The sequence below is a fragment of the Streptomyces sp. NBC_01571 genome, from assembly GCF_026339875.1.
In the GTDB taxonomy this organism is placed as follows: Bacteria; Actinomycetota; Actinomycetes; order Streptomycetales; family Streptomycetaceae; genus Streptomyces.
Window position 1 is genome coordinate 185652 of sequence record NZ_JAPEPZ010000002.1, and the last position, 17749, is coordinate 203400.

Consider the following 17749-nt stretch of genomic DNA (forward strand, 5'->3'; position numbering starts at 1 on the left):
GCCGGGAAGAGGGCCGGCCTCCATTCCCCTGCCTACACGACTCCTTGAGGGCCGCAGGATGATTACCTTCCAGAATGCCGCCGGGGGAGGGCACCGGCAACTCAGTCACCCGCCGTCCGCCCCGGTGACAGGCTCCGCCCTGCGGTGCACCGCATCCGACGCCGCGTGCTGATCCACCGGGGACCAGGGGACTGCCCTTAGATTGAGCGCATCGAGGCTGTGCGCGGCAACGTCCGGCGAGGCCGTGTGAGGAGCGTGGAAGTGGACTGTGCAGGGCTGCTCCGCCTGTCTCCGCCATGGCTCCGTCGGTTGCTGTCACGGCTCCGTCCGGCCCTGTCATGGCTGCACCCCTCGCCGTCATGGCGTTGAGACCGAGCGCGCCCGGCGGTCGGGAGTGGCCGGGACACGCGCGGACGGCTCAGTTTCTGCTGACGCTGGCGAGCGGCGCCGTCAACGCCCTCAGTTTCCTCGCACTGGGCGGGGTGTTCACGAGCGTCATGACGGCCAATTCCGCGCTGCTGGGACTGGCCCTGGGCAACGGGCACCTCTCGCTGGCCAACCTCGCGGCTCTCGCCATCGCGGCGTACCTGGTGGGGGCTGCCGCGGGAAGCTGGATCACGGCCGCGACGGGCCGCGTACCGCTCACCGGGGTGACCGGCGCCCTGCTGGCGGAGAGCGTGCTGTTGTGGGCGGTGTTCGCCTCCTGGCTCTTTCTGGACGGCGCGCCGGGGACGACGGCTCGTGCGGTCCTGCTCGCTGTGGGCGCCGTGTCGATGGGCTGCCAGAGCGGCAGCGTCCGAGTGGTGGCCGGCAGCAGTGTGACGACCGCCTACATCACCGGCGCTCTGACGGGGCTCGTGGCTCAGGCGACGGTCGAAAGAAAGCTGCAGCGGCACAACGCGCTGGTCATCCTGCTGCTGCCGGTCGGTGCCGCGGTGGGGGGTGCGGCGGTGCGCTGGGCCCATCTCCTCGCGCCGGCGGTTCCTGCCGTTCTGGTGACGGCCGCGCTGTTGGCGACCGTGCTACGGCGACGGTCGGCGCCCGACGACGGGCCGCTCCAGGACGCGTGATCCCGTGGCTTCGGACGCGCAGCGGTCACGGAGGACCGGCCCGTCCGGGCACGCAGGACAATCCGGACGGGCGCACATAGCATGAAACATCGGAGCCTGCGGAGTCCGACCTTTCCACCTATTGCAGGGTGATGGATATGACTGCCTCGGATGTGAACGAGTCGGCGCCTGCCGAACCCGAGGAACCACCCCGGACGCCCGACGGCGGCATGGGGCCGAGCACGGACAAGAAGCCGTCGCAGGTGCACTACCACCACCCCGCGGCCGGATGGGGCGCAGCCAAGAGCGTCACCCACGTCCTCGTGAAGGAAAGAGCCCTGGTCGACGGGCCACGCGCGATCTTCAGGATGAACCACGAGAACACCGGTTTCGACTGTCCGGGGTGCGCCTGGCCCGACGACACCAAGGGGCTCAAGCTCGACATCTGCGAGAACGGCATCAAACACGTCACCTGGGAGATGACCCCGAAGCGGGTCGGCGCGGACTTCTTCGCGGCCCACACTGTCTCGGAGCTTTCCACCTGGACGGACTTCGCGTTGGAGGACCAGGGCCGCCTCAGCGAGCCCCTCGTCTACGACGCCGCCGTCGACCGTTACGTCCCCATCGACTGGCAGGAGGCCTTCGACCTGATCGGAGGCGAACTGCGAGCCCTGGACAGCCCGAACCAGGCAGCCTTCTACACGTCCGGCCGGCTGGGCAACGAGGCCACCTTCCTGTACCAGCTCATGGCACGCGAATTCGGCACCAACAACCTCCCCGACTGCTCGAACATGTGCCACGAAGCCTCCGGCCGCGCTCTGCAGGCCGCCCTCGGCACCGGCAAGGGAACCGCCGACCTCAAGGACTGGGAGACCGCGGACGCCCTGTTCATCATGGGTGTCAACGCCGCCTCCAACGCCCCTCGCATGCTGACCGCGCTTGCCGAGGCCTACCGGCGCGGCGCGCAGATCGTTCACATCAACCCGCTGGTGGAAGCGGCCGCCACCCGCACCATCGTGCCGCACGACATCACGGACATGGTCCTGTTCAAGTCGACGCGGACGAGCACGCTCAACCTTCAGGTCCGCGCGGGCGGGGACATGGCTCTGATGCGGGGTATCGCCAAGGCCGTGCTGGAGGAGTCCGAGCACGATCCCAAGGCCCTGGACCGTGAGTTCATCGACCGTCACACCCATGGCTTCGACGCGTACCGGGCCGTCTGCGAGGCCACACCGTGGGAGGAACTGGAGCTCCAGTCCGGACTGACCCGTGCCGAGATCCTCAAGGCGGCGGACGTCTACTCCCGCGCCGACCGCACCCTGATCAGCTGGTGCCTGGGCGTCTCCCAGCACGAACACGGCGTCGACACCATCCGCGAGATCGTCAACGTACTGCTGCTGAGGGGCAATCTGGGCCGTGAAGGTGCCGGCCCCTCCCCCGTGCGCGGCCACAGCAACGTCCAGGGCAACCGGACGTGCGGGATCGACCACCGGCCCACCGAGGTGTTCCTCCGGCGGCTCGACGACGTCTGCGGGATCGACGCGCCGCGTCCGCACGGCATGGACACGGTCGCCACGGTCGCGGGCATGCACGCGGGGAAGGTGAAGGTGTTCGTCGGCATGGGAGGCAACTTCGCCCTGGCGGCCCCGGACACCGCCTACACCGCCGAGGGCCTCGCGCACTGTGCCCTCACCGTGCACGTCAGCACCAAACTCAACCGCAGCCACCTCGTCCACGGGAAGAAGGCCCTCATCCTGCCGTGCCTGGGCCGCACCGAGAAGGACCACCAGCGACACGGCGTGCAGGCCACCTCGGTCGAGGACTCGATGAGCATGGTGCATCTCTCGCTGGGCATGAAGCGGCCCGCCTCACCCGACCTGTTGTCCGAACCGGCCATCATCGCCGGCATGGCCCGCGCGACCCTCCCGGACAGCAGCACACCGTGGGAGCACTACATCGAGGACTACGACCGCATCCGCGACACCATGGCCCGGGTGCTGGACGGCTTCGAGGACTTCAACCGCCGAGTGCGGCTCCCCCTGGGCTTCCGCATCCGCCAGCCCGCCCGCGAACTCGTCTTCCTCACCCCCACCGGACGCGCCGAGTTCTCGGCGGCCCCGCTGACCGACGTCGTCCCCGAGGACGGCACCCTGATCCTGCAGACCATGCGGTCCCACGACCAGTGGAACACCACGATCTACTCCGACGACGACCGCTACCGGGGCATCAAGAACCTGCGCACGCTGGTCTTCATGAACCGGGCCGACATGCGCGCCCGGCACATCAAGGACGGAAGCCTCGTCGACATCACCGCGACGGCCAAGGACGGTTCCCGGCGCACGCTCCGCCAGTACCACGCCCTTCCCTACGACGTGCCCCGGAGCTGCGCGGCCGGCTACATGCCGGAGATGAACGCCCTCATCGGGGCGAGCGACTACAGCATCCAGAGTGACCAGCCGTTGATGAAGAGCCTCAAGGTGACGATCACGCCGAGCCGGACGACCTGAGGCCGGCGCGTCGGCACACCACGGTGAGTCGGCTCGGTGAGTCGGCACGCCGGCACAACCCGGTGAGGTGAAGGCCACCCGTGCGGTGGCCCGCGCGGTGACCCGTGCGATGGGTGTGCGCGGTTGCGCCGTCCTGGTGCGCTGGTAACCCTGGTGCGGCGCCGTCGCCCCTCATCCGCCCTTGCGGCCGGCCGTGGGCATCATCCGCTCGACGACCGCCACCGTCACCACGGCGTAGGCGACGTGCGGGACGATGTCGGAGACCCAGTCGACGAGTGACCAGGTACGCGGGTCGGTGACCCGCAGAAGCGTCATGGGGCCATTGGTACCGACGAGGGCTCCGACGGCGGCCACCGCATAGTGGGTCGCGAGGCTCGGGCGCCACCCGGCGGCGCGGGCGACGCCGAGGAGTGCTCCCATGCCGAGTCCCGCGGCGTAGCCCGTCAGAGGGCCGAGGCCGGCCACCCGGTTGTCCTGCTTCTCCCCCTCACCCGGGATCGGGACGTGCAGCTTCTGCGAGAGCCTGCGCACGGTCACCTCCGGCGTGGAACTGGCGGCACGCCCGCGCAGCACCATGTCGCAGTAGCTCACGGCGTCGAGCACCGTGGTGCCCGCGGCGCCGGCCGCGGCGCCGTACATCAGTCCGCGTGTCAGGGTCGTCATGGTGGACCTTTCGCCGGGCCCGATGAGGGAGAGGACACTCTTCCGACCCCCCGGGTATCCCATTCAACACCCATACCCCGTTCAGCACCTGTGGCGGTGAACGGCGTCGCTCACGGGCGACACAGGCTCCACCGTCGACGCTGGACAGGTGGTCCGAGTCGCTCACCACTCGTCGCGAGACTAACGTCCTACGCATGAAATCGGGCGGAGGGGCGCCCTGCGATGGTGACCGTAAGTGATGCCTTCTACGGCGTTCTCCGGCAGCACGGGGTCAGCGCGGTCTTCGGTAACCCCGGCTCGAACGAGCTGTCCTTCCTGACGGGCCTGCCGGACGACATCCCCTATTACCTCGCTCTGCAGCCCTCGGTATGGCCGACGCCTACGCCCAGGGCCGGCACGAGCAGATGCCCCCTGATCGAGGTGCCGCAGAAGTAGCCCGGCAGCCGCAGGCTCCGGGCCGGACAGCACCCGCGGGCGGCGCGCCCGTGGCGCGGCAGACCTGCTGGTGGACGGTTGCCATCTGTTCATCCGGCGTCCCCTCCTGCGGGACGTACGGCGGCGTCCTGAAGGGCAGAGCTGGCGCAACGGCGCGAAGCCGGACAGCGTTCCGGTGAATCCGCGCGCAGGGGCACACCGAGGAGCCGCGACAGCGGCAGGGGGGCGGACAGATGGAGTTCACGAGAAGCGGACGGCTGCGCGCGAGCGGAAGACGCCGGACCGGATGGGGGCTCGCCGTCGGGGCCGGGGCGGTCGTGTGGGCGGTCCTGGCGAACGGCCAGGGCCGTGACTCGGCCTACCTCCTCATGGCCCTGGCCGCCCTGGGCGTCCTCACCGGGATCCGGGAACTGCGCCGCGCCGCACACCCGTACAGCCTGCGCGTCGACGAACAGGGCATCACGCTGGTCGACGGAGGTCTCGGCTGGGGACAGATCGAGGGCGTCGCCCTGCACTACAGGGCGGCGGTCCAAGTGGACAGTGACGACGGCACCACCGCTCCGCCACCGCCGCATCTCCACGTCTTTCCCACTGACGGCGCGGAACTGCCGGGCCTGCGGGCATCCGTCGCCGGCGGCCGGCGCGTCTACGACGTGGCCGACGCCGCCGAACTCGACCATGGCGTGGGCGAGTTGATCGAGGCCTTGACCCGGTACGCGGGCCCGCGCTTCGAAGGAGCGCCGCACGGGCTGCGCCGGGCGGTTGCACCCGGGCCCGTGACGTCGCAGGGCCCCGGCTTCGGGCCGCTGACCGACGCGGCCGGGTCCCCGCGGGCCGCGGAGGTCCCTGCCGTGGCGGCTCGTACGTTCACCGCACGTCGCAACTCCGGCGCCCGGCTGCTGCTGGCGCTCGCCCTCGCGGTCGCCGGGACGGCCTCGACGATCCCGCTGTTCACCGGCCATCTCCCATGGGGACCCGAACCGGCCGCCGCGCTCGCGCCGTTGGGCGCGACGCTGGGATGGTGTCTGAGCGTGCTGTCCTTCCGCAGGTGGCTGCGGCCCTTGCGTCTGCGGATCGGACCGGCCGGCCTGGCCGTACAGAACTTCGCCGCCCCTGAGGTGGCGATCGGCTGGGACCAGGTGGTGGCTGTCACCGTGGCCCGCAGACCGGGCGTGACCGAGAAGCATCCGTGGCTGTTGCTGTGGCCGGTCCCCGGCCACAGCTTCGACCTGCCCCACGACATCGCCGACGGCCACCGGACCTACCCCCTGGTCGAGTTGCGCCGGCTGCGCGACAGCGACGAGGTGGAGCGGGCGGCACGGTGTTTCGCGGGCTCGCGCTACGCGGAACCGGCCTGACGCATCCTGCCCGTCGCGCACCCTCCCCGCCGTCCGCCTCGCGATCCGCCCCGCCCGCGACCGGCCGGGGGACGCGCGACCGCCCCGCAGGCGCCCGTTGGGGTTCCTGTGTGCCGACGTACAGCATTGGCCAGGCCGCGCGCCTGCTGAGGGTGATTCCGGAGACCGTGCGCCGCTGGGCGGACGGGGGCCGGCTGCCCATGGGCAGGGACGGGTCGGGGAACCGGGTGGTCGACGGTGTGGGGCTCGCGCGGTTCGTCTCGAAGAGCGTCGCACCCAGGGCCTGCGCCACCCCGCCTCCACCTGACCGCGGCACTGCGTCGGGTTCATGACCTTGCCCGCGTCGGCCGTACGCGTCGACGCGCGCGGAGAGGTCGAGACGGCCGCGTTCCGCCGCTACCGCCTCCCCCAGTACGCCGACATCCCGCGCACCGAGGTGCACTTCATGGAGACGTCGGACGCCATCGGCCCGCTGCGCGCCAAGTCGATGAGCGAGAGCCCCTTCAACCCGGTCGCCCCGGCCTTCGCCAACGCCCTGCGGGACGCGACGGGCGTCCGTTTCACGGACCTTCCGCTCACCCGCGACCGGGTCTGGCCGGCCCTCCGCGAAGCCGGTATGACGGGCCGTCAAGGCGTGTAGGAGAACAGGCGGTTGCCTCCTCCCCCGCTTGTGTTCATCTTCTGCACCCAGGGGAGGGTGACGAGGGGCGCCTTCTCGCACTCTCTGTCACGACAGGACCCGCGGACGGCCGAGCGGACGCCTTCGGGGGCGTCGCCATCGCCTTCAACCTCTGATCACGGCCTTTCCGGTTCCCCGGCCGCACCGGGCACGTCCGGGCAGCTCACCCCGTACGGGCCGGGCCGCCGGCGTCCGGCGCGTCGTCGGAGTCTGTGAATAAGACGCGTCCAAGGGGTTGCCCGCGCATTGCCTCATGACTTAAATCAAAGCCTGAACTAAGCAGCCCAGTAAGCCATTTCGTCTCCTCCGGGTCCCCTCGGCCGCAGCACGGATCTCGGCACGGAGGTCACCCTGGCGTGCCCCGTCACTGGTCGTGCACGGCCTCGGGAGGACCGCACGACCCGTCCCCTCCTTCGAACGGAGTGAACGCATGAGACTCAGATCCTTGGGGATCGCGCTCGCCGCAGCGGCGGCGCTCATCACCCTCCCCGCCCACTCGCCCGCTGCCGCGGCAGAGACACCCCTCTCCCAAGGCAGGACAGCCACCTCCTCGTCCGACGAGAACGCCGGGACGCCCGCCGCGAACGCCGTCGACGGCAACACCGGGACCCGCTGGTCCTCGGCCGCCTCCGACGCACAGTGGCTGCAGGTCGACCTCGGAACAGCCGCCAGCCTCAGCAAGGTCGTCCTCAACTGGGAGACGGCCTACGGCAAGGACTACAAGATCCAGGTCTCCGACAACGGGAGTTCCTGGACCGACGTCAAGTCCGTCACCGGCGGCGACGGCGGCACCGACACCCTCGACGTGGCCGGCCACGGACGCTACGTCCGGATGAGCGGCGTCACCCGGGCCACTCAGTACGGCTACTCTCTCTGGGAGTTCCAGGTCTTCGGCACCAGCGACACCGGCACTCCCCCCACGGGGAACTGCAACACCGCCAACGCCGCCAAGGGCAAGCCCGCCACCGCGTCGTCCACCGAGAACGCGGGGACGCCGGCCTCGAGCGCCTTCGACGACAACACCGGAACCCGTTGGTCCAGCCAGGCGTCCGACCCGCAGTGGGTCCAGGTGGACCTGGGCTCGGTCCAGGACATCTGCAAGGTCGACCTCAACTGGGAGGCCGCCTACGGCAAGGAGTTCACCATTCAGTCCTCGGCCAACGGCCAGGACTGGACGACTCTGAAGTCCGTCACCAACGGGACCGGCGGCACGGCCTCCTACGACGTCACCGGCTCGGGCCGCTACGTCCGCGTCAACGGAACGGTCCGCGGCACCGCCTACGGCTACTCGCTCTGGGAGGTCGCCGTCCACACCGGCTCCACCGGCACCCCGCCGGTCGAGGGCGGCGGAGACCTCGGTCCCAACGTCATCGTCGTGGATCCCAGCACCCCCAATCTGCAGGCCAAGTTCGACCAGGTCTTCGCCCAGCAGGAGTCCAGCCAGTTCGGCTCCGGCCGCTACCAGTTCCTGCTGAAGCCGGGCACGTACAACGGCATCAACGCGCAACTCGGCTTCTACACCTCGATCTCCGGGCTCGGGCTCAACCCCGACGACACGCAGATCAACGGTGACATCACCGTGGACGCCGGCTGGTTCAACGGAAACGCCACGCAGAACTTCTGGCGCTCCGCGGAGAACCTGGCGATCAAGCCGGTCAACGGCACCGACCGCTGGGCCGTCGCACAGGCGGCGCCGTTCCGCCGGATCCACGTTGAGGGCGGGCTCAACCTCGCCCCGAACGGCTACGGCTGGGCGTCCGGCGGCTACATCGCCGACTCGAAGATCGACGGCACGGTCGGCCCGTACTCGCAGCAGCAGTGGTACACCCGGGACAGCTCGGTCGGCGGCTGGACGAACGGCGTCTGGAACATGACCTTCTCCGGTGTCCAGGGCGCGCCGGCGACCAACTTCGACAGTGGCCCCTACACCACTCTGGACAACACGCCGGTCTCCCGCGAGAAGCCGTTCCTGTACCTGGACGGCAGCACCTACAAGGTGTTCGTGCCCGGTAAGCGGACCAACGCCCGCGGTGTGTCCTGGCCCGCCAACGCCGGCGGCACCTCGCTGCCGCTGGACCAGTTCTACGTCGTCAAGCCCGGCGCGACCGCCGCGACCATCAACACGGCGCTCGCCCAGGGCCTCAACCTCCTCTTCACGCCCGGCGTGTACCACCTCGACCAGACCATCAACGTGACCCGCGCCAACACCGTCGTGCTCGGGCTGGGACTTGCCACCATCGTTCCCGACAACGGCGTCGACGCCATGCACGTCGCCGACGTCGACGGCGTCCGGCTGGCCGGGTTCCTCATCGACGCGGGCTCCACCAGGTCCGACACGCTGCTGCAGATCGGTCCGGCGGGCAGCTCGGCCGACCACGCCGCCAACCCGACCACCATGCAGGACGTGTTCGTCCGCATCGGCGGTGCCGGACCCGGTCTGGCCACCAACTCCGTGGTGGTCAACAGTGACGACGCCATCATCGACCACACCTGGCTCTGGCGCGCCGACCACGGCACCGGGGTCGGCTGGGAGACGAACCGGGCCGACTACGGTCTGGTGGTGAACGGCGACGACGTCCTCACCACCGGTCTGTTCGTGGAGCACTTCAACAAGTACGACGTGCTCTGGAACGGCGAACGCGGCCGGACGATCTTCTTCCAGAACGAGAAGGCCTACGACGTGCCGAACGCCGCCGCCGTCACCCATGACGGCATCGTCGGCTACGCCGCCTACAAGGTCGCGGACACGGTCAACGTGCACGAGGCCTGGGGTCTGGGCAGCTACTGCAACTTCACGTCCGATCCGACGATCGTCCAGCAACACGGCTTCCAGGTCCCCGTCAAGACGGGCATCAAGATGCACGACATCCTGGTGATCTCGCTCGGCGGCAAGGGTCAGTACGCCCACGTCATCAACAACACGGGCGCACCCACCTCGGGGACGGACACCGTCCCGTCCAAGATCACTCTGTTCCCCTGACGAACCGTCGGGGCCGCTGAACACCTGACCGCAGGCCCGTGGTCCGCCCTGGTGGCGGGCCACGGGCCCATGGTGTTCACAGGGGCCGCATCGCGGGACCCGGCCGACGTCGGCTGCGGGGCCGGCGTCGCGGAGCGGTCCTCGACGCGGTCACCGGACGGGAAGGCCACCGGCACGGACCAGGCCGCTCTGATAGGCGAAGACGACGAGTCGGGCGTGGTCACGCGCGCCGAGCTTCACCATCGCCCGGTTGACATGGGTCTTGGCGGTCAGGGGGAGACGTACAGCCGCTCGCCGATCCTCGTCAACGGGGCGCCCTGGCCCGAGCTCGAGGTCGACGCGGTCCGGTACCGGTTCCGGATGCTCAACGCCTCCGACGCCCGCCGCCACGAGCTGGCGCTCGACCCCGCACCCCGCCGCGGCGGGTCGTTCACCCGGATCGGATCGGACCAGGGACTGCTGGCAGCGCCGCTGCGGCACACCACTCTTCCGATCGCGCCGGCGGAGCGGTTCGATGCGGTCATCGACTTCTTCTCTCCCGCAACGGCGGGCCGCCGGGTCCGGCCGACCACGGGTGGAAGGACACCATCGATCTCCGGCCCAAGCAGTACGTCGACATGGCCGTCCGGTTCGACGACCACGCCGGCCGGTACCTGCTGCACTGCCACAACCTCGAACACGAGGACATGGCGATGACGGCGACCTTCCGGACCAGCTGCTGAGGAGCACCCGTGCGCACATTCGCGCACTTCACGCCGTGCCACCGCCGGTGGGTGGTCGGTTTCTGGCTGGTCGTCCTGCCGGCCAGGGGCACCGCGGCCGGGCGGCCGCCCTCCGCCTGTCGTCGGCCTTCTCGCCGCCCGGCCAGGAGGGTTCCGATACCCGGGCCGCGCCGGCCCGCGCGTAGGGCGTCTCGGCCGATCCGGAGTACCTGCCGGCGCTCGCCGCGCCGGCCGTCCGCACGGTCGCTCGCGCGGACGGCCGGCGCGGAGTGGATCCGTGCGAGGGGCGGCGGCCACGTGCTCGACTGCGGTGGCACCGGCGATCCGGGCCTCCTGACCGAGGGCGGGCACGGTACGTTCCTGCTCGTCTACGGACCGCAGCCGACGGGCTTGGACGACCCGCCGGCGGATCACGTGGACCGCACGGTCCAGGCGGAGACGGCGGGCGGGGCGGCATCCGCGACGGGTCCACGCCGGTGCGGTGAGGCGAGCACGAGCGGGGAAACGTCCGCCGGGGTACGCGCGGGTGCGGTGAGACGAACGGCGCACGCACCGCGGGGTCCACCTGGGTGGGGTCACCCACGGAGGAACGGGTGCCCGAGGCGGCGCGGGGATGTCAGCGGACGGCGATGTCGACGAGGGCCGGGGTCAGCGGTCGGCGATGTCCTCGCGCAGGCCGTCGGAGAACTCCCACCACGACAGGGGAAGCCAGTCGCCGTTGACGAAGGCGTCGACCGTGGCGCCCCGACCGCGGACAGTCACGGTCGTCCCGGGAGGGTACGTGGTGCCGGACAGGCCGGGCACGGCGACAAGCAGGGTTCCGAGTCTCTGTGCTGACACCTTTCGCTCTCCCTTTCCATTCTCTCGCTACGGCAGCGGAATGCCATTCATGGCGACATTACCGGCTTGTCCGATCGGGCAGACCGGACAATCATGAGAGATGGGTCACGCGACAAATCGGCGGGGCGGCGGGGGTGACATCCGGACGCGCATTTCCCGACGGAGGTGACAGCAGTGAAGGCCGTTGTGTACAAGGGACCGTTCACCGTGGCGGTCGAAGAGGTCGAAAGGCCCGGCATCCAGCACCCGAACGATGCGATCGTACGCATCACCTCCACCGCGATATGCGGGTCGGACCTGCATATGTACGAGGGTCGCACCGCTGCCGAGCCCGGCATCGTCTTCGGCCACGAGAACATGGGAATCATCGAGGAGATCGGCCAGGGCGTCACCGCGCTCAAGAAGGGCGACCGGGTGGTCATGCCCTTCAACGTCGCCTGTGGATTCTGCACCAACTGCGTCGAGGGATTCACGGGATACTGTCTCACCGTCAATCCCGGTTTCGCGGGCGGCGCTTACGGCTATGTCGCCATGGGACCGTACAAGGGCGGTCAGGCCGATTATCTCCGCGTCCCCTACGCCGACTTCAACTGCCTGAAGCTCCCGCCGGGAGAGGAACACGAGAGCGACTTCATCCTGCTCGCCGACATCTTCCCCACCGGCTACCACGGCTGTGAACTCGCACAGGTCCGACCTGGCGAGAGCGTCGCGGTCTACGGCGGAGGACCGGTTGGGCTCATGGCCGCGTACTCGGCACTGATACGCGGCGCGAAGAAGGTGTTCGTCGTGGACCGCATCCCCGAACGGCTGCAGAAGGCCGAGGAGATCGGCGCGGTTCCTATCAACTTCGCCGAGGGCGACCCGGTCGAGCAGATCAAGGACCGGACCGAGGGCGTCGGAACCGACAAGGGCGTGGACGCCGTCGGCTACCAGGCCACGGCGCACGGCACGGATCGCGAGGAGCCGGCGACCGTCCTCAACTCGCTCGTGGGGACGGTCCGGGCGACCGGAGCGGTCGGCGTACCCGGGCTCTATGTCCCGTCCGACCCCGGCGGCCCGGACGAGCAGGCCAAACACGGCATGCTCCTCGTGGCGATCGGCAAGCTCTTCGAGAAGGGTTTGAGGATCGGGACGGGCCAGTGCAACGTGAAGCGCTACAACCGCTTCCTGCGCGACATGATCATCGAGGGGCGGGCGAAGCCCAGCTTCGTCGTCTCGCATGAAATGCCCCTGGACCAGGCGCCGTCGGCGTACGACAAGTTCGACAAGCGGATCGAGGGCTACACGAAGGTCGTGCTGCACCCGTAGTCCCGGAGTCCCGGCACACCGACGGGACCCGTCCGCAAGGGAAGGACGAGAGGCTGGAGCCGCATGCGGCCCCAGCCTCTCGGCGTGCCGCCCGCGAAGGTGCCGCACCGGCCGCCCGACCGCGGTGGCCGGATCTGTCGTGCGCCGGCATGCGAGGAGCGCAGCAGGTGAAACGATGAGCCCTGCATGCGCCCCCGTGTCCCTGGGGAGAATGCGCGAATACCAGCGCTCGTACGGTTGAGCTGCCGCGTTCCACCATCGCCAACTCCCCAGGAAAGCAGGGTCGGCTGCCATGCTGCTGCGTCTGCCCACGTCCGTGTCCGAAGCACAGGAGTGCATGGCCGAGGGGGCGGAACCGATAGGCGGCGCGACACTGGTCTGGGCCACCTGGCAGCGGGACGGCTTCCCGGAGCGGGCCATGTCGCTGCGCAACCTGCCGGAGGCCAACGCGATCGGGCCCCGGTCGCTCGGCTCCGCCGTGGTGCTGAACCGGATCGACGACCGTGTGCCGGAGGTGTTGCGGCGGGCGGCGGGCTCGGTGGGGACCGGAGCCGTCCGCCGGACGGCCACCGTGGGGGGCAACCTCGTCGGCAGCACGCTGCGCTGTCTGCTGCCCGCGGCACTCGTCCTGGACGCAGGTGCGACGGTGCTGGAACCGGACAGGGTGTACGAGACCGACCTGGCCGAAGTGATCGCCAAGCACCATCTCCTGCTCAGCCTCCACTGGCGAGAACCCATGGTCAGCGGCTACCACAAGGCGTCCGGCGATGCGGGCGGTCCGCCGCCCCTCGTCGTCGCCACCGCCGTGCACGCCGACGACGACGGACGCCACCGCCTGAGGGTCGCGGTCCGGGACGGCTACGACGTCCTCTGCGAGAGCGTCGAGTGCGACACGGACTCCGCTCAGGTGCTCCACACCCTGGACCGTACGGACATCGGCGCACTCCACTCCACGGCTTCGGAGTCGGTCCGCGAACAGGTCACGGCCGTCCTGGCCCGTGTCACCGACCGGTGATCCGGAGCTCTCGACTGTCCACGGACCGACCGGAGTTCACATCTCGTCGGCCGGAAGCGCGTACAGGTGGGGAAGGTTGACCACGATCGCCTCCTGGGTGCTGCGGGCGATGACGACCACCGCTTCGTCGTCGGGGTCGGGGTTCTCCTCCCGGTGCGGTACGAACGGCGGGACGAAGATGTAGTCGCCCGGGGAGGTGCGCAGCCGTACCTCCTCCGGCTCGCTGCCCGAGTCGTCGAGGAAGACGAACTCGGGATGTCCGCTCACCACGTAGATGGCGGTCTCGGATTCTCCGTGATGGTGGTCGGAGGAGGACGTGGCAGGCGCCACGTGCGTCTGGCCCATCCACAGCTTCTCGGAACCCACGTTCTTCCCGCTTACGGCCGCGAACCTGCGCATGCCGCCGCTCTGGGCGGTGTCGCCGTCCAGGGAGTCGGACCGGATGTGGTGCAGACGGGTGCGCAGCGGTGCCGCCGGGCGGCCCGCGGTGTCGTGGAGATGAGGGTGAAAGCCTTCACCAGGGGTCGTCGACGGCTCGCTCATGGCCGGGACGCTAGAGCGGGCCGGAAAAGGATGTCAAGTGGTGTCCATTGCCGTTCACCTGCGGCAACGTTCCCGCAATGCAGGGCGCGAGCCGTTCGACGCCCTTCGCGCCGCAGGCTCCTCGGGCATGATGTGCGCATGCATATTTCCGCGAAGGCGGACTACGCCATGCGGGCGCTGCTGGAGCTCGCCCGTGAACCCGCCCGTCCGCTCACCTGCGAGGCCATCGCCTCTTCGCAGGAGATCCCGTTCCGGTTCCTGAAGTCCGTGGTGGGCGAGCTGCGCAGAGCGGGCCTGGTGCGCAGTCAGCGTGGCTGCGAAGGCGGTTACTGGCTCGGCAGGCCCGCGGAGGAGATCACCCTGCTGGACGTCGCGCGCGCCGTCGACGGCGAGTTGATCACCCTGCGCGGCGCGCCGCTCGACGGCCTCGACTATCCCGGTCCGGCGGCGGGCCTGCCGGATGTGTGGCGCGAGGTCGAAGCGGGCGCGGCCGCGGTCCTGGGCGGGGTGACCCTGAGGTCGTTGCTGCCCGGGGCAGCGGCCGGCGGGCTGGCCCGGACGGGCGCCGCGTGACCGGCTCGCCGGTGCCGCCGGTGGTCGAAGTGGTGGAGTACACCGACCCGTTGTGCCCGTGGGCCTGGGGATCCGAGCCCGTCTTCCGCAAGTTGCGGGCGGCGCTGGCCGGCCGGGTGCGCTGGCGGCGGGCGTACGCCATCCTCTTCGACCACGACGACGACCCGCCGCCCGACCCGGCGGCGGAGACCGCCTGGTACGCGCGCTACGTCGAGGAGATCAGCGCGCACAGCCACGCCCCGCGCGCCCTGCGGCTCAGCCGTGTGGCGGCCAGCTCCTGGCCCTCTTCCCTGGTCGCCAAGGCCGCCGAACTCCAGGGCGGTGACGTGGCCGAGCGGGTGCTGCGACGGCTGCGGGAGACAGTCTTCGTCCTCGGGGAACCGGCGGACACCGCCGCACTGGCACTGTCCGCGGTACGCGGCACGCCGGGACTCGACCTGCGGCGGCTGACCGCCGAGGCCGCCTCCGAGACGGTGCTGGAGCAGGTGCGCGCCGACCGGGCTGAGGCCCGTCGGCCGGTGCCCGAGGTGCTGGCGCCGGGGGGCGGGTCACCGCATCCCGGCGCCGCCAAGGAGACCGCCGACGGCGGGCGCCGGTACGCGCTGCCAACCCTGCTGGTCCGGTCCCCCGCGGGGTGTCGCGCGGTGCCCGGCTGGCGGTCCTTCGAGGAGTACGCCGCCGCCGTCGACGCGTTCCGTCCCGGGCTGCTGAGGGTCCCCGCACGGCTCTCCCCGGCGGACGCGCTGGAGCGCTACCGGAGCCTGACGGACCCCGAGCGGCGGCTGCTCACGGACGGTGCGTGGCCGCCGGCGCACGCCGTGCGGGTGGACACCGGCAACGGCCCGTTGTGGCTGCACCCCGATGAGGCCGCCGTGCATCCCGCCGCCGGCCGCTGAGCACTCCCCCCTGCCCCGCGCGTCTCTGATCTGCGATCAGTGACCGTCCCGCCGAATGAGACACCAATTGGTGTCCATTGACAGCCGGTCGAGGCTGCCCCCAGGATGTGCAGCATGCTCACGACGCACCCCGGTGTGGTGTGCCGCTACGTGGACCTGCGGCGCACCAGCAGCGCACTCTGTCGCTGACCTTCCGCCGCCCCCGGCCCGCAGGCGCCTGACCGCCGCTCTCGGCACCGGCCGCCCGCCACACGCCCGAGCCGCGTCCGTCCCCCTGCGTCCGCGCCTCCGCCTCAGCGCCTCCGTGCACCGTCGCACGCCTTCTCCGTCTCCGGGCCCGCCTCCGCGGACCCCCGACATTCCCTGCCCTGGGCGCCGCGCATCCCGATTGTGCGCGGTCGCCTCCCCCGGTATGCCCGCCCGGGTCCCGGTCGACGGTGCGTACGGGCGTCGAGCCGGGCCCCGCGCCCTGCTCCCTCGCCTGCGCTCCTGTTCCCTGCGCCTTCTCCCTCTCGCTGCCTCCGCTCCGCCCGTCGCGCTCCGCTCCTTCCGCCGCGGGCCGGGCCGGGGCCCACCACAGGAAGAAAACGATGCCCGCTCAACTCACCACCCAGCGCCGCAGACTGGCTCTCCCTTCAGCCCGACGGACCCGCGGCCCGCGCACCGCCGCCCTCGCCACCGCCTTCGTCGCACTGCTCGCACCCGCCCTCAGCGCGTGCGGCGGTGACACCGCAGCCGCGGGTGGCGGTGCCACGTTGAAGTGGACGTCCTCGTACTTCCCGACCCACTGGGACCCGGTGGTCGGGGGCAGTGGTGCCCAGTTCCGCGAACTCGCCCTCACCTACGCCTCGTTGACCCGTACGGACGAGACGGGCAAGGCCGTTCCCGACCTCGCCAGGAGCTGGGAGTACAACGCGAAGGGTGACGAGATCACCTTCCATCTGCGCCCCGGCCTGAAGTTCAGTGACGGTCAGCCGGTCGACGCCGCCGCCGTCAAGGCGGCCATCGAACGGGCCCAGAAGCAGAAGAACTCGGCACTCTTCGGCGACCTGACCTCCATCAAGTCGGTGGACGCCGAAGGACTGGACGCGGTCCTTCACCTGACCCAGGTCGACTACCAGATCCCTCAGTTGCTCGGTGAGCGTGTGTTGCAGATCGCCAGTCCCCAGGCGGCGAAGAACCCCGCGAAGCTGGACCAGAACCCGGTCGGCGCCGGTCCGTTCACCGTCACGCAGCTGATCCCGGGGACCAAGGCGGTCCTCAGGAAGAACCCGGACTACTGGGACGCGAAGAACATCCACATCGACAACGTCGAACTGACCTCCGCTCCGGACGCCTCCACGGTCGTCTCCGGTCTGCAGACCGGCGTCTACAACTTCGCCGACCTGGACCCGAGTCAGGCGTCGGCCGCCAGGAAGGCCGGCCTCGACGTCTTCGTACAGCCGGGCTTCAACGCCTCGAACCTCAGCCTGAACATCAACAAGGCGCCGTTCGACAACGGCAAGGTCGTCGACGCCGTCCGCCACGCGATCAACCGTCAGGAGTTCGTGGACAAGCTGACGTTCGGTTACGGCGAGGTCACCGACCAGCCGTTCCCCAAGGGGTACGTGGCCTACGACCCGAAGTCCGAGGCCGACTACCCCTACGATCCGGCGAAGTCGAAGCAGTTGCTCTCCGAGGCGGGCTACGAGGCGGGCGACATCAAGCTCGACCTGGTGATCCCCGCGGACGACCCGCAGGCGGAGATCGTCCAGTCGCAGTTGGCCAAGGTCGGCATCACGGTCACCATCAAGGTCGACAAGAACTGGGCCACCCCGTTCTTCGCGAAGAACCTGAAGTTCTCGCTGTACGGGACCACCGGCCGTGACTCCGCGGCGCAGACCCTGACCGCCCACTTCGGTCCCAACGGCCCGCTGAACCTCAGTTCGCCCTACGAGCCGGCCGGTTTCGAGGCAGCCATCGCCAAGGTCCGCCAGACCCCACTGGACTCGCCGGACTACGCCAAGGTGCTGCAGGCGGCGACCCGGGCGGGTCTGAAGAGCAGGGCCCTCGTCTTCACGTACTCGCAGCCGAACCTCATCGCCAAGAGCAAGTCGATCTCGGACCTGCCGAAGAACCCGGCCCACATCGACTGGACCGGCGTGACCATCTCCCGCGGCAACTGACATCCGTCCACTACAG

The 17749-nt window shown here is 70.1% G+C and carries 14 protein-coding genes and 2 pseudogenes; 13 read left to right on the forward strand and 3 right to left on the reverse strand.

Annotated elements, in window-relative coordinates; genetic code table 11:
• Positions 1-338: 338 nt before the first annotated feature.
• The gene (locus OHB41_RS44015; RefSeq protein ID WP_266707021.1) at positions 339-1070 is read left to right on the forward strand and encodes a YoaK family protein; all 732 of its coding nucleotides are present in this window, start codon (positions 339-341) and stop codon (positions 1068-1070) included.
• 137 nt (positions 1071-1207) lie between these two features.
• Positions 1208-3556 carry an FdhF/YdeP family oxidoreductase gene (locus OHB41_RS44020; protein WP_266707023.1) on the forward strand — a complete coding sequence of 783 codons (2349 nt, stop codon included), beginning with the start codon at positions 1208-1210 and terminating at the stop codon, positions 3554-3556.
• 171 nt (positions 3557-3727) lie between these two features.
• On the opposite strand, the gene OHB41_RS44025 is transcribed toward OHB41_RS44020, so the two are convergent.
• Positions 3728-4219 (reverse strand): hypothetical protein, encoded by a 492-nt coding sequence (locus OHB41_RS44025; RefSeq protein WP_266707025.1) that lies wholly within the window; start codon positions 4217-4219, stop codon positions 3728-3730.
• A 222-nt stretch (positions 4220-4441) separates the two neighbouring features.
• On the opposite strand from OHB41_RS44025, the gene OHB41_RS44030 reads away from it, so the two are divergent.
• The 6 genes and pseudogenes from OHB41_RS44030 to OHB41_RS44060 all read left to right on the forward strand — a co-directional run bounded on the left by OHB41_RS44030 (position 4442) and on the right by OHB41_RS44060 (position 10393).
• Positions 4442-4654 (forward strand): thiamine pyrophosphate-binding protein, encoded by a 213-nt coding sequence (locus OHB41_RS44030; RefSeq protein WP_266707027.1) that lies wholly within the window; start codon positions 4442-4444, stop codon positions 4652-4654.
• 233 nt (positions 4655-4887) lie between these two features.
• Positions 4888-6012 carry a hypothetical protein gene (locus OHB41_RS44035; protein WP_266707029.1) on the forward strand — a complete coding sequence of 375 codons (1125 nt, stop codon included), beginning with the start codon at positions 4888-4890 and terminating at the stop codon, positions 6010-6012.
• A 110-nt stretch (positions 6013-6122) separates the two neighbouring features.
• A pseudogene (locus tag OHB41_RS52135) lies at positions 6123-6296 on the forward strand (helix-turn-helix domain-containing protein); the annotation flags it as partial.
• A 65-nt stretch (positions 6297-6361) separates the two neighbouring features.
• Positions 6362-6652 (forward strand): annotated as a pseudogene (locus OHB41_RS44045) (aldehyde oxidase); the annotation flags it as partial.
• Between the two features lie 469 nt (positions 6653-7121).
• Positions 7122-9671: a discoidin domain-containing protein gene (locus tag OHB41_RS44050; protein ID WP_266707031.1), complete on the forward strand. Its 2550-nt coding sequence runs from the start codon at positions 7122-7124 to the stop codon at positions 9669-9671.
• 617 nt (positions 9672-10288) lie between these two features.
• Complete coding sequence (locus OHB41_RS44060) at positions 10289-10393, forward strand: multicopper oxidase domain-containing protein (protein WP_266707033.1); 105 nt, start codon at positions 10289-10291, stop codon at positions 10391-10393.
• Between the two features lie 648 nt (positions 10394-11041).
• Here the strand turns inward: OHB41_RS44060 and OHB41_RS44065 are convergent.
• Positions 11042-11233, reverse strand: a complete 192-nt coding sequence (locus OHB41_RS44065; RefSeq protein WP_048456904.1) for a hypothetical protein — start codon at positions 11231-11233, stop codon at positions 11042-11044.
• A gap of 174 nt (positions 11234-11407) precedes the next feature.
• On the opposite strand from OHB41_RS44065, the gene OHB41_RS44070 reads away from it, so the two are divergent.
• A complete protein-coding gene (locus OHB41_RS44070; RefSeq protein ID WP_266707040.1) occupies positions 11408-12541 on the forward strand; it encodes a glutathione-independent formaldehyde dehydrogenase in 1134 nt (377 codons plus the stop codon).
• A gap of 292 nt (positions 12542-12833) precedes the next feature.
• Complete coding sequence (locus OHB41_RS44075) at positions 12834-13556, forward strand: FAD binding domain-containing protein (RefSeq protein WP_266707042.1); 723 nt, start codon at positions 12834-12836, stop codon at positions 13554-13556.
• Positions 13557-13592: 36 nt separating this feature from the next.
• On the opposite strand, the gene OHB41_RS44080 is transcribed toward OHB41_RS44075, so the two are convergent.
• On the reverse strand, positions 13593-14099 hold the full coding sequence (locus tag OHB41_RS44080) for a cupin domain-containing protein (RefSeq protein ID WP_266707044.1): 507 nt from the start codon (positions 14097-14099) through the stop codon (positions 13593-13595).
• A gap of 138 nt (positions 14100-14237) precedes the next feature.
• Here OHB41_RS44080 and OHB41_RS44085 point away from each other — a divergent pair, with 138 nt between their 5' ends.
• From OHB41_RS44085 to OHB41_RS44095, 3 genes are all read left to right on the forward strand, one after another.
• The gene (locus OHB41_RS44085) at positions 14238-14672 is read left to right on the forward strand and encodes an RrF2 family transcriptional regulator (protein ID WP_266707046.1); all 435 of its coding nucleotides are present in this window, start codon (positions 14238-14240) and stop codon (positions 14670-14672) included.
• Positions 14669-15568, forward strand: coding sequence for a DsbA family oxidoreductase (locus OHB41_RS44090; RefSeq protein ID WP_266707048.1), 900 nt, complete (start codon positions 14669-14671; stop codon positions 15566-15568). Before OHB41_RS44085 ends, OHB41_RS44090 begins: the two co-directional genes overlap by 4 nt.
• Before the next feature lie 590 nt (positions 15569-16158).
• Positions 16159-17733 (forward strand): ABC transporter substrate-binding protein, encoded by a 1575-nt coding sequence (locus OHB41_RS44095; protein ID WP_266707050.1) that lies wholly within the window; start codon positions 16159-16161, stop codon positions 17731-17733.
• Positions 17734-17749: the final 16 nt, after the last annotated feature.

What these genes read in the sequence shown, in the direction of transcription:
- OHB41_RS44015 (WP_266707021.1), top strand. Translation starts at nt 339, where the DNA reads ATGGCTGCACCCCTCGCCGTCATGGCGTTGAGACCGAGCGCGCCCGGC.
- OHB41_RS44020 (WP_266707023.1), top strand. Translation starts at nt 1,208, where the DNA reads ATGACTGCCTCGGATGTGAACGAGTCGGCGCCTGCCGAACCCGAGGAA.
- OHB41_RS44025 (WP_266707025.1), bottom strand. Translation starts at nt 4,219, where the DNA reads ATGACGACCCTGACACGCGGACTGATGTACGGCGCCGCGGCCGGCGCC.
- OHB41_RS44030 (WP_266707027.1), top strand. Translation starts at nt 4,442, where the DNA reads ATGGTGACCGTAAGTGATGCCTTCTACGGCGTTCTCCGGCAGCACGGG.
- OHB41_RS44035 (WP_266707029.1), top strand. Translation starts at nt 4,888, where the DNA reads ATGGAGTTCACGAGAAGCGGACGGCTGCGCGCGAGCGGAAGACGCCGG.
- OHB41_RS44050 (WP_266707031.1), top strand. Translation starts at nt 7,122, where the DNA reads ATGAGACTCAGATCCTTGGGGATCGCGCTCGCCGCAGCGGCGGCGCTC.
- OHB41_RS44060 (WP_266707033.1), top strand. Translation starts at nt 10,289, where the DNA reads ATGGCCGTCCGGTTCGACGACCACGCCGGCCGGTACCTGCTGCACTGC.
- OHB41_RS44075 (WP_266707042.1), top strand. Translation starts at nt 12,834, where the DNA reads ATGCTGCTGCGTCTGCCCACGTCCGTGTCCGAAGCACAGGAGTGCATG.
- OHB41_RS44080 (WP_266707044.1), bottom strand. Translation starts at nt 14,099, where the DNA reads ATGAGCGAGCCGTCGACGACCCCTGGTGAAGGCTTTCACCCTCATCTC.
- OHB41_RS44085 (WP_266707046.1), top strand. Translation starts at nt 14,238, where the DNA reads ATGCATATTTCCGCGAAGGCGGACTACGCCATGCGGGCGCTGCTGGAG.
- OHB41_RS44095 (WP_266707050.1), top strand. Translation starts at nt 16,159, where the DNA reads ATGCCCGCTCAACTCACCACCCAGCGCCGCAGACTGGCTCTCCCTTCA.